The organism is Chloracidobacterium sp. (assembly GCA_016711345.1).
Classification (GTDB): domain Bacteria; phylum Acidobacteriota; class Blastocatellia; order Pyrinomonadales; family Pyrinomonadaceae; genus OLB17.
This window is the reverse complement of record JADJTD010000001.1, coordinates 1,364,251-1,379,939: the sequence shown is the minus strand read 5'-3', so window position 1 is coordinate 1,379,939 and position 15,689 is coordinate 1,364,251. Positions and strand designations below refer to the sequence as shown.

General features: G+C 52.0%; 9 protein-coding genes and 1 pseudogene. 9 read left to right on the top strand and 1 reads right to left on the bottom strand.

The window, feature by feature from the left end; genetic code table 11:
• Positions 1 to 319 (bottom strand): annotated as a pseudogene (locus IPL32_05615) (permease).
• 251 nt (positions 320 to 570) lie between these two features.
• Here IPL32_05615 and IPL32_05610 point away from each other — a divergent pair.
• From IPL32_05610 to IPL32_05570, 9 genes are all read left to right on the top strand, one after another.
• Positions 571 to 1,617 (top strand): zinc-dependent alcohol dehydrogenase family protein, encoded by a 1,047-nt coding sequence (locus IPL32_05610; protein ID MBK8465290.1) that lies wholly within the window; start codon positions 571 to 573, stop codon positions 1,615 to 1,617.
• A 20-nt stretch (positions 1,618 to 1,637) separates the two neighbouring features.
• Positions 1,638 to 2,042 (top strand): hypothetical protein, encoded by a 405-nt coding sequence (locus tag IPL32_05605; GenBank protein MBK8465289.1) that lies wholly within the window; start codon positions 1,638 to 1,640, stop codon positions 2,040 to 2,042.
• Between the two features lie 57 nt (positions 2,043 to 2,099).
• Entirely contained in the window at positions 2,100 to 3,212 is a 1,113-nt protein-coding gene (nadA, locus tag IPL32_05600; GenBank protein MBK8465288.1) for a quinolinate synthase NadA, read from the top strand.
• Between the two features lie 161 nt (positions 3,213 to 3,373).
• Entirely contained in the window at positions 3,374 to 3,790 is a 417-nt protein-coding gene (locus IPL32_05595; protein ID MBK8465287.1) for a CBS domain-containing protein, read from the top strand.
• A 20-nt stretch (positions 3,791 to 3,810) separates the two neighbouring features.
• Complete coding sequence (locus IPL32_05590) at positions 3,811 to 4,422, top strand: hypothetical protein (GenBank protein MBK8465286.1); 612 nt, start codon at positions 3,811 to 3,813, stop codon at positions 4,420 to 4,422.
• A 2-nt stretch (positions 4,423 to 4,424) separates the two neighbouring features.
• Positions 4,425 to 4,781 carry an Hsp20/alpha crystallin family protein gene (locus IPL32_05585; GenBank protein ID MBK8465285.1) on the top strand — a complete coding sequence of 119 codons (357 nt, stop codon included), beginning with the start codon at positions 4,425 to 4,427 and terminating at the stop codon, positions 4,779 to 4,781.
• Between the two features lie 69 nt (positions 4,782 to 4,850).
• Positions 4,851 to 7,271: an endopeptidase La gene (gene lon / locus IPL32_05580; protein MBK8465284.1), complete on the top strand. Its 2,421-nt coding sequence runs from the start codon at positions 4,851 to 4,853 to the stop codon at positions 7,269 to 7,271.
• Positions 7,272 to 7,334: 63 nt separating this feature from the next.
• Positions 7,335 to 9,641, top strand: a complete 2,307-nt coding sequence (locus IPL32_05575; protein ID MBK8465283.1) for a CHRD domain-containing protein — start codon at positions 7,335 to 7,337, stop codon at positions 9,639 to 9,641.
• Between the two features lie 197 nt (positions 9,642 to 9,838).
• A complete protein-coding gene (locus IPL32_05570) occupies positions 9,839 to 15,472 on the top strand; it encodes a proprotein convertase P-domain-containing protein (GenBank protein MBK8465282.1) in 5,634 nt (1,877 codons plus the stop codon).
• Positions 15,473 to 15,689: the final 217 nt, after the last annotated feature.

Genomic DNA, 15,689 nt, shown 5'->3' with positions numbered 1-15,689 from the left:
TTACAATATCCAATTGAACAAGTAGCCGCAAAAGACAATACATACGGTGACAATGCCGAAGAATATGGCGATCAGTTTGATCGTCATCACTTTTTTGAGCAGCATCGCCTCGGGGATCGATAGCCCGACGACGGCCATCATAAAGGCAAGCGAGGTTCCGATCGGGATGCCTTTGGCGACGAACGAATACCTGAAACGGGAACGGTCGTGTCGCGTTTGCATACATTGGGACACCGATAGCAACGGCAAGCGGAACCACATACCACGTGTCTTTGCCGATCTAACCTGCAAAAGAACCTTCGGAAACGAAACCGTTCATCGCCGCTCCGATCGCGATACAGGTGAGAACGTACGGCGTCCCTCTTTTTACTATACCGAGCACTTCGCGGGCGATCTCCCGCAGACGTTAAACAAAGTTCTTAAGGTGCGAAAGCGCACATACCCCGCCTGATCAATCTGTTCTAATTATTAATTAGTGTAAGTATCCAGGGAGAAATTCCAGTAGCGAACGTGGGAGTGTTGATCGATCGTTCATTCCGCCTTTTATGAATTCCTGACCAGCGAAAAGGTATGAAAGCACTTGTATATCACGGTCCCGGCAAGATCGCTTGGGAAGAAAAAAATAAACCAACGATCCAGGAACCCGGAGACGCCGTCGTTCGGATCACGACATCGACCATCTGCGGGACTGACCTCCATATTCTGAAGGGCGACCTGCCGCTCGTAACCGAAGGCCGTATTCTCGGCCACGAGGCAATAGGCGTCGTGGAAGAAATAGGTGCCGGAGTTTCGGAGTTTAAGGTCGGCGATAAGGTCATCGTTTCCTGTGTTACTGCGTGCCTAAAATGCGATTTCTGTAAGAAAAGTATGTATTCGCATTGCCGTAACGGCGGCTGGATACTTGGATACCTGATCGATGGTACGCAGGCAGAGTATGTCCGCATTCCACACGCCGATGGCAGCCTTTATAAGTTCCCGGTTGATGGGAATGATGAAGACATGCTGATGCTAAGCGATATTTTGCCCACCGGTTTTGAGTGCGGCGTGCTAAACGGCGAGGTAAAACCGGGTGACACGATCGCGATCATCGGTGCCGGGCCGATCGGTCTGGCCGTATTGCTGACGGCTCAATTTTATTCGCCGGCAGCAATAATCATGATCGACCTGGACGACAAACGCTTAGCCGTTGCCAAGAGCTTTGGAGCAACGACTTTGATCAACAGCTCCAATGGCGACGCGGCCGGACAGGTATTGGAACTGACGAATGGTGTAGGTGTCGACGCCGCTATCGAAGCCGTCGGCGTCCCGGCAACATTCGACATATGCCAGGCGATTGTTGCGGCGGGCGGCCGAATTGCAAACGTCGGTGTCCACGGCAAACCGGTCGAGCTACATTTGGAAAAGCTCTGGGACCGCAATATGTCGCTCACGACCCGGCTAGTCGACACGGCCGCAACACCGATGCTTTTAAAAGTTGTCAGTTCGGGCAAATTACAGCCAAGTAAACTCGTGACGCATCGTTTCGCAATGCACGAGATCATGAAGGCGTACGAAACATTTGGAAACGCAGCGAAAGAGGGTGCCCTTAAGGTTGTCCTCACAAATCGGGCAGATTGATCGTTTAAAGGGAGAGCTTTATGAATAAGAAAGTTGGAGTATGGATCGACCACGAAGAGGCGGTTATTGTTTTTGTCACACGCGGCGATCATGAAAAAAAGGAGATCGAATCGAACGTCAAGCGCCCTCCGCGGCACTCGGGAGATTCAAATCGGGCGGACGACAGGCTACAGAGCCAGACAACGGAACATCTCAATAAATACTACGACGAGGTCGTCGCTTTGATCCATGAGGCCGAATTGACGTTTATCTTTGGCCCCGGCGAGGCAAAGGGCGAGCTTGAGAAACGGCTGGAGCATGCTCATTACAAAGGCCGAGTTGTCGGCGTCGAACCCGCAGAAAAAATGACCGAGCCGCAGATCGTCGCTAAGGTGCGAGATCACTATTTTGACCAATTAGAGGCGAAATACACGGCCAACGGGTAGGGCTGAGCCTTGCCTTAAAACGACCGAAATGACATCATTTTTCTTTAGAGGAAAGATATGTCAGCAGTCCTTACAGAACCCCGCGTTATCGAAGATTATCTCGTCATGCCCGATGAGGAGATACATGAACGCATCGAGTTAGCCCGCAGGGAACTTGGGCCGCGTGTTGTGATTCTCGGGCATCATTACCAGCGAGATGACGTGATTCGCCACGCCCATCTGACAGGTGACAGTTACCAGCTTTCGGTGATGGCTTCGCAGACGGAGGCGGAATTTATTGTCTTTTGCGGCGTGCATTTTATGGCGGAGTCCGCCGATATCCTTGGCAAGCCTTCACAGCGTGTGGTGTTGCCCGATCTCGGCGCCGGTTGCTCGATGGCAGATATGGCGACGATCGATCAGGTCGAGGATGCGTGGGAGCAACTTCGCGAGATCGGTGTTTTGGACAATAAAGTGGCGCCGATCACGTATATGAACTCGAGCGCCGCGATCAAAGCCTTTTGCGGACGTCACGAAGGCGTCGTCTGCACATCGTCGAATGCGGTGCCGCTGTTTGATATCTATCTGAAAGAATTCGACAAGATGTTCTTCTTCCCCGACCAGCATTTGGGAAGAAACACCGGTGCAAAATTCGGCATACCGCTCGATAAGATGGCTTTGTGGAATCCGCATGAAGAGCTTGGCGGAAATACTGAGGAAGAACTGCACGCAGCAAAATTGATTCTATGGCGTGGGCATTGCTCTGTTCACGGGCGATTTAAGCCTTGGCATGTTGATAAAATACGCGAGGAAATTCCCGGCGTTCAGGTGCTAGTTCATCCAGAATGCACACGCGAGGTCGTTGAAATGAGCGATCTGAACGGCTCAACCTCATACATCATCAAAACCGTCGAAAACGCTCCCAGCGGCTCAAAATGGGCCATCGGAACTGAAGTCAACCTGGTCAAACGCCTACAGGACCGTTTTCCAGACAAGGAAATTCGCCTGCTCGCTCCCGATCTCTGCATGTGCGCCACGATGTATCGCATCGGTCCGCAAAACCTCGCGTGGGCATTGGAAAATCTCATGGACGGCAATGTCGTCAATGAGATCATCGTCGATGATGAGACCAAACACTTTGCGGGTATCGCTCTCCAACGAATGATCTCAATGACTGAAGCAAAAAATTAGCCACGAATTACACGAATAGCACGAATGAAGACTCTTATTCGTGCTATTCGTGTAATTCGTGGCGAAAATCTTCTCTTGCTTTATTTCTGCACGTCGAACAAAATAAAAGTATGACCGAATCGGAAAGTTCTGCCATCTCGAGGAAGAGGTGTCGAGAAATAATGACCAAAACTGTTCGCACGGCGACGAGTGAAATGTCTGTGCGCGAGGTCGCGGCGATAATGCGTGATGGCGATATGGGTGCGGTTCCGGTTGTCGATGAAGGCAAACTGATCGGCATCGTCACCGACCGTGACATAGTTGTTCGCGTGGTCGCTGAGGGAAAAGGAACGGAAGCTTTGATAAGCGACGCGATGACGACCGAGCTTTTTACCGTTGGGCCGGACGATTTTGTTTTTGAGGCAATCCGTCTGATGGGCGACAAACAGGTGCGCCGCGTTCCGGTTATAAATGACAATGGCGAACTCGCCGGAATCATTGCAATGGCTGATGTTGCTCTCGAAACCGAAGACGAACGCGAGATCGCGGAAACCCTCGAAGAAATTTCGAGTGGAGCGAGTTTTTGGGGAAAGAATTGAAATTGTTTTTTCGTTTAGTTTTGATTCTATGTATAGCAGCGGCATTGTGTGCCGTGGCTGTTGGTCAAAAACTGCCATCGGCAGATGCGATAGCCGCAAGCGGTAGTTTTAGCGGACAGCTTTACACGAATACCGCGTTGGGATTCACGATGCTGGCGCCGGGAGGTTGGAATTTTTACACCGCGGATCAAAACAGTGCATTGGTTGCGAGAAATCGTGAGAATGCCATGATGAGCGGCGACGAAACGTTGAAAACTGCGGCAGCAAATACGCAGGTGCTGTTTCAGGCAATGCCGCCGCCTGTTGCTGGGCGTGATTTGAACGCATTGTTCTCTTGCGGAGTAGAGCGGCTCACTAAACCGGCGACCGGCGAAAAATATATTGAGGCAAATAAAAATCTCGTCTTACGAAGGTCAGGGGTTAAGGTCACAAAAGATATTCATTCGATAAAATTGGGCGGCGTCAATTTTTCCGCTTTTGATGTCGAAGGCTCAACAAACAAAGGAACGTACAGACAACGATACATAGCAACCGTGCGAAAAAGTGCTGCATTATTTTTTGTTATAACGCTTTACGACGATAAACAGGACGTGATCGTCGAGCATAGCCTAAAATCGATCAGTTTTAGATAAAAATGGCCAAATCATTAAACCGGAGTTTTGAATTTGTTGGTTCATCAAAGAATGTCCGTTCGGGGCAGCTTTGGTATCCGGCTGCGGACGTCTATCAAACGCCGGATGGTTGGGTCGTAAAGGTCGAATTGGCGGGCGTGTCGGCTGAGGAGATCGAGATCGACATTCAAGGCAACACTCTATCCATAGCAGGCTGCCGCAAGGACCGTTCGTGCGCGGCGGGCGTTTCGTATCAGCAGATGGAGATCACCTACAGCAATTTTGAAAAGACGCTGCGGTTTCCTTCGCCGATCGAAGGTGCGTCGATCGAACATATGTTTGAGAACGGACTTTTGATAATTACTTTGCGGAAAGCATGATCTTAGAACAAGGGGGCAAGAATTTTTATGGCCGATAAGGAAATCATAGATCCATTTGAAACCGCACGAATGAAACTGCCGCAGCAGTTTGAGATCGGAGTTTTGCCAGTGCAGAATACTACGCTGTTTCCTGAAACGGTGATTCCGCTGGCTGTCGGACGCGAGCGCTCGACGCGCGCCGTAGAATCGGCCCTCGCAACCGAGGAAAAACTCCTTGCGTGTTTAACCACCAAAAATGAAAACGTTACAGGTGATGATGCAACGCCCGCCGATCTCTACAAGATCGGCACCATCGTTAACATCAAGCGAATGATGCGTAACGAAGGTGTGATGCAGTTGATCGTGCAGGGAATGGACCGCTTTGAGATCTTGGAATGGACGGGCGAGCAGCCTTACATGAAGGCAAAAGTGATGATCCTGCCTCCACTGCATCGCGTCGATGAAGAAGAGATCGAGGCACTGAAACGGAATATCAACGGCATGATCCAGGAAGCCCTAACGCTGATGCCTCAGGTGCCGATGGAGGTGCGGCTTGCGGTCACCACGCAGGAGAATCCAATTCAGCTTGCGTATTTTCTTGCATCCGTTCTTGATCTCGGCGTTGAGACCGAGCAGAAAATGCTCGAATCAAACACTGTTGACGGCCTATTGGGCCTGACGCACGCTGCTTTGGCACGTGAACTCGAGATCATGCAGATCCGCTCAAAGATCTCGAGCGAGGCTCAGCACGAGATGGACAAATCGCAGCGCGATTATATCCTTCGCCAGCAGATGAAGGCGATCCAGAAGGAACTTGGCGATGACGAAACAGGCGAAAAGGCTGAGGGCGAGCAGCTTCGAGAGCGTCTTGAAAAAGCCGACCTGCCCGACGACGTTCGCAAGGAAGCGACACGCGAACTCAAGCGGATGGAGCAGCTTCCGCAGGCCGCTCCCGATTATCACGTAATTCGCACTTATCTTGAGTACATTCTGGAACTGCCGTGGCGAAAATCGAGCGAGGAAAAACTTGATCTCAACGAAGCCCGCAAAATACTCGACGAGGATCATTACGGCCTCGAAGACATCAAGGAACGTATTTTGGAATCGCTCGCCGTGGTTAAACTGCGTCCCGATTCGAAAAGCCCGATACTTTTGTTCGTCGGCCCGCCGGGAGTTGGTAAGACTTCGCTTGGACGTTCAATTGCTCGGGCTTTAGGGCGCGAGTTTGACCGTTTATCCTTAGGAGGAATGCGCGATGAGGCAGAACTCCGCGGTCATCGCCGAACATATGTCGGAGCGATGCCGGGACGAATAATCCAATCGCTGCGGCGTGTTGGTGTCAATAATCCGGTGATGATGCTTGATGAGATCGATAAGCTCGGCAATGATTTTCGCGGCGATCCGGCTTCAGCGCTGCTCGAGATACTTGATCCGGCGCAAAATAATACCTTTCGCGACAATTACATCGACTTGCCGTTCGATCTTTCGAACGTTTTCTTTATCGCAACTGCAAATCAGCTTGCGCCGATCCCGATGCCGCTTCGCGACCGCATGGAGATCATCGGGCTTGCTGGTTACAGCGACCGCGAGAAACTAAATATCGCAAAGCAATACCTTATCCCGCGACAGATCAAAGAAAACGGGCTCACTGATAAACAGCTCGAGATAACGGACACCACTGTGAATCTTTTAACGGCTAGATACACGCGCGAGGCCGGTGTGCGTCAACTCGAACGGTCCGTCGGCAACTTGGCGCGCAAAGTTGCGCTCAAGGTCGCCGAGGGTTTGAAAGAAAAAGTGACGATCACTGCTGAAGAGGTCAAGGGATATCTTGGCGCACCGCGATTTTATCCGGAAGAAGCCAGGAAAGAGCTTCCCGCCGGTGTCGCGACTGGAATGGCTTGGACCGAGATGGGCGGCGAAGTTTTGTTTATCGAAGCGACTTTATTGCCCGGCAGCAGCGGCCTCAACCTTACCGGTCAGCTTGGCGAGGTGATGAAAGAGTCGGCACAGGCCGCTCGCAGCTATCTGTGGTCGCACGCCGCTGAGATGGGCATTGATCCGCAGATGATCAAGGATAACGGTGTCCATATTCACGTGCCCGCCGGAGCGATACCAAAAGACGGCCCAAGCGCAGGCGTTACGATGGCGTCGGCAATGGCGTCGGTTTACACTGGCCGTAAAGTTCGTTCGGACACGGCGATGACCGGCGAGATAACTCTTTCGGGGCTTGTATTTCCTGTTGGCGGAATAAAAGAAAAAGTGCTCGCTGCTCATCGTGCCGGCATTCGCAGAATCATCCTTCCCGACCGAAACGAGTCTGACATTGAGGAAATACCGGAAGATGTCCGCAAAGAACTCGAGATCGTTCCCGCCGCTCGAATAAGTGACGTTCTTCGGGCCGCACTCGAAATTGAGGTGTCGCAGCAGCCGATCATTCCGTATGATTTTGAATCCACACCGACAAGTTTGGAGAACATTAAATTACAGGGATCAGAAAACCGGGAATAAAAGCTGTCGCCGTCAGCATCTAATTAAGTTAAGGGTTGCTCTAATTTCTTTTCTGCTCCGAAGATGATGACTATTTCTGGGCGTGTATATTCGATTTTCTTGTCTTTAGCGTTTCTTTTTGCGGCGAATGTTGCTGCATGGGCCGGAGAAACTTTCACTTCATCGCTTGACGGATCACAGGTAGTTCCTTCTAACACATCAACCGCCGTTGGCACCGGTTCAGTTCTCCTGAACACAGCCGAAAATCAGGTAACGGTCACACTATTTTTCACGCCTTTGACTGGACAACAGACAACAGCGGCGATCCAAGATTCGGCCGGAGCGGTGATTTTCGATCTTCCTTCCGGGAATTTTACTCAGAGTTTTGCGGTAACCAGCCAGCAAGCGGCTGATCTGAAAGCGGGCCAGTGGTATTTCCATGTCAGGTCAACAACGTTTCCATCTGGAGAGATTCGAGGGCCGATCACAGGCGTTTCAGGCACTCAGATTCCGTTTCCATCTTCGGGCGGGACGCTCGACGCGACTTTTGGTACAAATGGAGTTTTGAGTACCGCTGTCGGTTCGGGAAACGCCACGGCGCAGGCCGTCGCGATCCAGGCGGACGGAAAGATCGTTGCCGCAGGTTATACGTTTAATGGCGTGGACAATGATTTCGCTGTCGTACGGTACAACGCTAACGGCACGCTAGACGGCAGTTTTGTTGGTAATTCAGGAAACTCTAATGGAATTGTCACCACTGCGGTTGGAACAGGCAATGACGAAACTTTTGGCATGGCGATCCAGAGCGATGGCAAAATAATCGTCGCGGGACAGAGTTCTAACGGTAACGATACAGACATCGCGTTTGTCCGCTACAACACGGATGGTACGCTTGATAACACATTTAGCGGCGATGGACGGACGATACTTGCTGCCGGAATCGGCAACGATATGGTGCGGTCTGTTGCAATTCAACCCGACGGAAAGATCGTTGCTGTCGGAACCGCGTCAAACGGCGCAGATACTGATATTGCTGTCGTTCGTTTGAATGCCGCCGGTACGCTCGACAGGTCATTCAATGGTGTGGGAATCGTGGTGACGCCTGTCGGAACTGGCAATGACGTCGGGAATAATACGGCCATCCAACCGGACGGCAAGATCATCGCTTCGGGATATTATCGTTCAGCGGCCAGCACTGATACGGCGATTTTGCGTTACAACGCCGACGGTACTCTTGATAATACGTTTGACAGTGACGGCATAGCCGCATTTTCGTTCAGTCCTGACACTGATGAGGCCCTTGCATTGGCATTGCAGCCAGATGGCAAAATAGTTATCGCCGGATGCATTCGCAGCGGAGGAACGCCAAATGATTTTTTGCACGCACGTCTAAATCAAAATGGATCGCTCGATTCATCGTTTGGAACGAACGGCTCCATTACCGTTCCATTCAGCCCGTTGATCGACATTGCACTTGGGGTAGCGATCCAACCGGACGGGAAGATAGTCGCGGTTGGAATTGGCAACAATGGGTCAAATAATGATTTTTCCGTTACCCGCCTAAATGCAGACGGTACACCGGACTTAAGTTTTGATGGCGACGGTAAACTACAAACGCCTATCGGCACGAGCGGTGACAATGCAAATGCAATAGCAGTCCAGGCCGACGGCAAGATCGTTGTAGTCGGACGCACTGTAAACGGATCGACTTCCAATTTTGGCGTCGTCCGATATGGTTATGGGCTAAATTCGCAAGGAAATGACTCTTTCATAGGATTGAACGCAACCACGGCGATACGATTTGACAATGCTTACCAGAGCGGCAATTCGTATGTGTCAATTCTAAATTCCGCCTCAATGCCGCCGCTCCCATCAGGCTGGTCGTTTATCGGTTCGCCGCGTGTAATCAACACAGCGGCTCAGTTTTCGGGCAATATTCTGGTAAAACTTACATTGCCCGCTAGTATTGATCAACCGAATTTTGATGCGGTGCGGGTGTTCCAATTTGAAAACGGTACATGGAACGACAAAACGGCCGTCGCTCCTCAGCGAAATTTTGCGACAAAGACAGTGTATGCACTCATTACCTCGCTCTCTCCAATCGCCGCCTCGTCGTCGAACGGACCCGTATTTGGGTTGTCAGCGGTTTCCGGCCGACTTCTGCGGTTGCGGAGCGATGGTCGCGGCGTTCCCAGTTCGTTCGCTATCTTGACATCAGCCGCTGGCGAGCGTCTTTACGCATACTCAAACCCGTTTGGCTACTTTAGATTTCCTGCCCTTACAACCAATGAAAATTATGTCATTCGTGTTTCGTCGAAACGCTATGAGTTCATCCCTCAAATACTCTCACTCAAGGACGATCTGACAGAGGTCGTGCTCATTTCCAGATAGTTGTTTTCCATTATTTAATCTTTTGGGTTGACCGCGAGACTCTAATTTTGGTATTTAATAATTAGATTCTTGTACATTTCTACCGTTTTGTTGGATCTAATTGTGATCTTGACAATTAGATTCGACATCGGCTGTGTGAAACCGACTGATGCTGCCTAGGGGTGAGGTTTATCCTTCGTTAAGCCAACAAAAATATTATGAATATGAAAACATCGTGCAAACTTTTTCTGATCGTTGCTATGGTCTTCGGCATTTCTTTGACTGCGTCTGCCCAGGAAAATATCTGGTCCGCCAACTATGAAAGCCCGGATAGTTTTGTCAAAGACAAGGCCGTCGCAAGGCCGTCCTTTCCCACCGAGTTCAAATTATTTAATTTGAACTTTGAGCCTTTACGTCAGCAGCTGATGTCCATAACCGACAGCAGAAATGCAGCGTCAACGGTTATTTCGCTGCCAAATGCCGACGGCCTTATGGAGCGGTTCGAGATATTTGAAGCTTCGAACTTCGAACCAAAACTGCAGGCTCAGTTTCCTGAGATTCGCGCGTTTTCCGGTCAGGGACTTACGGACAGATATGCGATGTTGAAGCTGAGCATTTCTCCACAGGGCATTCAAACGATAGTTTTCAGAGCTGAGAGCGAAGCTGAAGTCATCGAGGCGTTTTCGCAGGATCGAGCAGTTTATGCGGTCTTCCGGTCTAAACGAGACAAGGGCAAATTGCCCTGGTCATGCTCGACTGAAGAACAGAACATGTTTGCCGAAATGGGTTCACAAATTCCTCAAAACCACGTTCCGGAAAGTGACGCCGGACAGGTAAAAACGATGCGTCTGGCGCAGTCATGCAACGGCGAATATTCGAACTTCTTTGGTGCATTCAATTCTTCGCAGGTAGCTTTGGTTTTAGCTGCTTTTAACGGCACGCTAACGCGAGCAAACGGTGTCTATGAAAAAGACCTTGCGATACACCTCAATCTCATCGCAAATACAACAGCGGTAATTTATTACGATCCGGCAACTGACCCATACACAACATTAGGTTCATGGAATGGGCAGCTGCAGTCAACGTTAACTTCGGTTATCGGTGAGGCAAATTACGATATCGGCCACATGTTCGGAGCCTCGGGCGGCGGCGGAAATGCCGGTTGTATCGGTTGCGTCTGTGTTGATGGAACGAAAGGACGTGGAATTACCTCTCCTGCAGACGGGATACCGCAGGGCGATAATTTCGATATCGACTATGTTGTTCACGAAGTCGGACACCAGATGGGTGCAAATCACACGTTTTCAATGTCGAGTGAAGGCACCGGTCGTAATAAGGAAGTAGGTTCCGGCATCACGATCATGGGCTATGCCGGTATTACAGCTCAGGATGTGGCCCCGCATTCCATCGACATATTCCACGAAACGTCGATCGAGCAGATTCAGGCTAATATGGCACCGAAAACATGTCCGGTCACAACGGTCATGACGGTCAACGCCCCTCCTGTCATTACACCGATCGGGCCGTTTACGATTCCGATCAGTACGGCGTTTGCTCTAACGGGTGTTGCAACCGACCCGCAAAATGATCCTATTACTTATAACTGGGAACAGACTGATAATTCGACAACCACCGGAGCAGCCAGCGTTGCGTCTCCAACAAAATTGACCGGCCCGAATTGGTTGTCATTCCCTTCGACAGTCTCTCCGACGAGGAGTTTCCCGAGATTGTCCACCATCCTTGCAGGCCTTTTTGTTACTCCTCCATTTCCCGGCGGCGACACGGGCGCTAATATCGAGGCATTGAGTTCGGTTGCAAGAACCTTGAATTTCAGGCTAACTGTTCGCGATAACAACCCTTATGTTCCCGGCGTGAAGATCGGCCAAACGAAGTTTTCAAATACGCTTGTTACGGTTACCAACACTTCTGGTCCGTTTAAAGTGACTGCCCCTAATACGGCTGGAACTACATATCCGTCCGGCTCGACCCAAACTGTCACATGGGATGTCGCCAATACTACTTTGGCTCCGGTCAGCACTTCGAACGTCAATATTTTAATATCATATGACGGCGGCCAGACCTTCCCAGTCGTCTTGGCGGCAAACACTGCTAACGACGGATCCGAATCCGTAACGATGCCCAATGTAGGAACTACCACTGGACGAATAAAAGTCGAAGCAGTAGGCAATATTTTCTTTGATATTGGCGACGCCAACTTTGCCCTTACCGGCGGACCGACGCCGACATCGACGCCGTCATCGACATCTACGACGACGCCGACGGCAACCGCAACGAATACCGGAACGCCGAGTCCGTCGCCGACGAACACAGCAACAAATACACCGTCAAATACCCCAACTGCAGGGCCGACACCGTGCGGTGTTACGACATTTAGCTACACAGGCCCAGCGGTCGCGATCACGGACAACATACCAGCGGGAACCAACTTTACAATTCCGGTTAGCGGAATGGGAACTATTTCAGACCTGAACTTCCGGTTTGATGGAACACAGAGTGCAGACCCTGCATCAACGACACCGGGACTGAACCATTCATGGGTTGGAGACATCGTGGTGAGGATAACGTCACCGGGCGGAACGACAGTAGCGGCGTATGACCGGCCTGGAGTACCAGCAACAACATTCGGATGTGCGAGCAACAATCTTGCACAGTTGTCACTGGATGACGATGGCGGGCTGCCGTCGATCGAGACACAGTGCGGAACGGACACGAATGCAGCATTCCCGACGGGAACGTTTGCACCGAACAATCCGCTGAGTGCGTTTGACGGGCAGAATGCGAACGGCAACTGGGTGATCAACATCAGTGACAACGCAGGCGGCGACACCGGTTCGGCGAGAGCATTCTCACTGGTTATCGGTAATACCTCATGCGGAACTCCGACGGCAACCTCGACGGGATCACCTGCAGCGACAGCAACGTCAACGTCAACAGCAACAGCAACGGCAACGCCGACGGGATCACCTAGCGGTGAGTTGTTGGTGATCGATGCTACGACAACTAACCGGATCACGATCACAGCGACGAGCGGCGTGTCTGCGGCGACGATCAGCGGCAGCACAACGACGGGCTTCTACTTCCAGAATATGTTCGCTAACGCAGGCACCTTCGTGTTCGGCACTACGACCCTGGTGAGCGGCAATCTGACGGCAGCCTCGGTGCCGACGGACAACACGCCGGCGCTGTTCCGTCTCAACAATACAGACCCGGGACTAAACGTATTTAGCTACTCGGCAACAGCAACAACAACCTTCACTGCCGGCCAGTTGGCATTCACGGGTGCGGGGACCTGGACGATCACCCCGGCAGCGTATGCGGCCCTGTTGACCGCCCCGGCTAGCGGCAACATATACTTCCCGGCAGATGATCTCGCTGACTTGCCCACCGCGGTGGTGCTCGGAACTTATCGAGTGATCCTGCCTGGCGGAGCGACACCTACTGCAACTTCGACAGGAACCCCTCCTCCAACATCGACAAATACGGCAACACCGACGGCGAGCCCATCGTGTACTCCTTCGGAGAGGGTCGCAGACGGCACATTCGAAGCTGGAACACCGTGGCCATTATGGACGGTGCAGACGTCGACGAATTTCGACACACCGATGTGCAACACAGCATTATGCGGAACAGGCGGCGGAGCAGCTCCACCGTTTGCGGGCGACAACTGGGCATGGTTCGGAGGAGTTCCGGCAGCAGAGACAGCGACGATGGGTCAGACTGTAACGATCCCTGCGGGTACAGCAACGCTGAGCTTCCAGATGAGGATCGGAACAGTGGTAGCACCGTTCACAGATACACTTGTCGTGACGATAGACGGAACCCAGATCGCAAGCTTTACGGAGCCTGCTACAGCGGAGGCGGCGTACACACTTAGGACATTCGACGTAAGTGCATTCGCCAATGGAGGCTCACACGCCCTGTTGTTCACATATACAGGCCCGACGACGGGAACGGCGAGCTTTACAGTGGATAACGTATCGATCACATCAGGCTGCGGACCGGTGGGAACACCGACGGCAACCGCGACGGGAAGTCCACAAGCTACAGCCACAGCAACGGCGACAGCGACCTCGACAGGAACACCGAGTTGCGGAACAACGGCCAGCTACACTGGCCCTGCGGTTGCGATAACAGACAACGTACCTGCTGGAACAAACTTCACGATACCAGTGAGCGGAGTAGGAACGGTGTCAGACCTGAACTTCCGGTTTGACGGAACACAGAGTGCAGACCCTGCATCTACGACACCGGGACTGAACCATTCATGGGTTGGAGATATCGTGGTGAGGATAACGTCACCAGGAGGAACGACAGTAGCAGCGTACGACCGTCCGGGAGTGCCTGCAACGACATTCGGATGTGCGAGCAACAACCTTGCACAACTGACGCTGGATGACGATGGAGGCTTCCCGTCGATCGAGACACAGTGCGGAGCGGACACGAATGCAGCATTCCCGACGGGAACGTTTGCACCGAACAATCCGCTGAGTGCATTTGACGGCCAGAATGCTGACGGCAACTGGGTGATCAACATCAGCGACAATGCAGGCGGCGACACCGGTTCGGCGAGAGCATTCTCACTGGTCTTCGGCGGAGCCTGCGGATCGCCTACTGCAACCTCGACGAGCACACCAACGTCAACCGCGACACCGGCCGGAACGCCCGCCGGAACATCCGTTCAGTTCAGTTCGGCAACATATACCGAAGATGAATCGCAGGTGGCGGCAATCACGATAAATCGCACTGGCGATCTTTCGGGAACGACAACGGTGAACTTTGCAACCTCGAACGGAACGGCAACGGGCGGAGCATCGTGCACATCGGGAGTCGATTACATCAGCGTTGCTCAGGCAGTAACGTTCAACCCGACTGTGGCGACACAAACGGTTAATGTGACTATCTGTAGCGACACGCTTGTTGAACCTGCTCAGACTGTCAATTTGACATTGACAGGAGCGGCAGTTGGTTCGCCGGCAACGGCTGTTCTGAACATCAACGACGTGGCAAGTGCTTACCGTGCGTCGGGAGCGATCTGCACGACGTTCTCACAGCCAGGTGCACCGTATCCGTCAACGATCACGGTTGCAGGCGGTCCGTCATCTGTCGGATCGGTCCGAGTAACTCTGTTCGATCTGGCCGCTACGATACCTGACAGCATGGACTTTCTGCTTGTCGGGCCGACGGGACAGAAGTTCATTCTGATGGCGGATGCCGGAGGTGTTCTAGATCTGACGACGCCTGTGACTTTGACCTTTGCGGATATTGCCGGCCAAGTGGTGCCGAATTCGGGACCTCTGACAACGGGAGTATTCGAGCCAACGACATGGGAGCCAGGACAGACGAGTTTCCCTGCACCGGCACCTGCTGCACCGTATAACGAACCGGGCAGCACGGTCGGCGGTACCGGATTGCAGACACTGCTTGGCAATTTCGGAACCACTAACGGCAACGGCGTATGGAGCCTCTATGTGCGTGACGATGGCGGAAACCTGTTCGCACCTTCGGCGATCACAGGATGTGTGAACGGCGGATGGGGACTTGAATTGTTTGCATCAACGGCAGCCAATGCGTCGGTTTCAGGACGTGTGATGACGGCTGACGGACTCGGCATTCGCAATGCGAAGGTCGTAGTCACGGGCAATTCGCTCGTCGAGCCGATCATTGCTACGACGGGTTCGTTTGGTTACTTTACTTTCGACGGCCTTGCTACGGGAGAGACGTATGTCGTAACGGTCAATTCACAGCGTTATACGTTCAGCACGCCGAGCCAGGTGGTCAGTTTGGTCGATAACATTGTCAATATGGACTTTGTTGCCGATCCGGCAGAGTAGCAGTAATTGGATTTTGATCCTTTGAAGGGCGGCTTTTGGGCCGCCCTTTTTTTCTATCCTCACAAGACCAACAGCAAATGTTAACAGACAATTAAGATTTGAATTGCTGGCTTGATTGACGGGGCTTCGTAAAACTGTTATAAAACACTTAGATTACTGTCATTTCAAACAGCCTTTTTTGAATTATCGTTGAACTCCTGAGCCAACGTGTTAATGG

Excerpts from the sequence above, each read along its gene's own strand:
- IPL32_05570 (MBK8465282.1), top strand. The coding sequence starts at position 9,839 with ATGAATATGAAAACATCGTGCAAACTTTTTCTGATCGTTGCTATGGTC.
- nadA (MBK8465288.1), top strand. The coding sequence starts at position 2,100 with ATGTCAGCAGTCCTTACAGAACCCCGCGTTATCGAAGATTATCTCGTC.
- IPL32_05610 (MBK8465290.1), top strand. The coding sequence starts at position 571 with ATGAAAGCACTTGTATATCACGGTCCCGGCAAGATCGCTTGGGAAGAA.
- lon (MBK8465284.1), top strand. The coding sequence starts at position 4,851 with ATGAAACTGCCGCAGCAGTTTGAGATCGGAGTTTTGCCAGTGCAGAAT.
- IPL32_05575 (MBK8465283.1), top strand. The coding sequence starts at position 7,335 with ATGATGACTATTTCTGGGCGTGTATATTCGATTTTCTTGTCTTTAGCG.
- IPL32_05595 (MBK8465287.1), top strand. The coding sequence starts at position 3,374 with ATGACCAAAACTGTTCGCACGGCGACGAGTGAAATGTCTGTGCGCGAG.
- IPL32_05585 (MBK8465285.1), top strand. The coding sequence starts at position 4,425 with ATGGCCAAATCATTAAACCGGAGTTTTGAATTTGTTGGTTCATCAAAG.
- IPL32_05605 (MBK8465289.1), top strand. The coding sequence starts at position 1,638 with ATGAATAAGAAAGTTGGAGTATGGATCGACCACGAAGAGGCGGTTATT.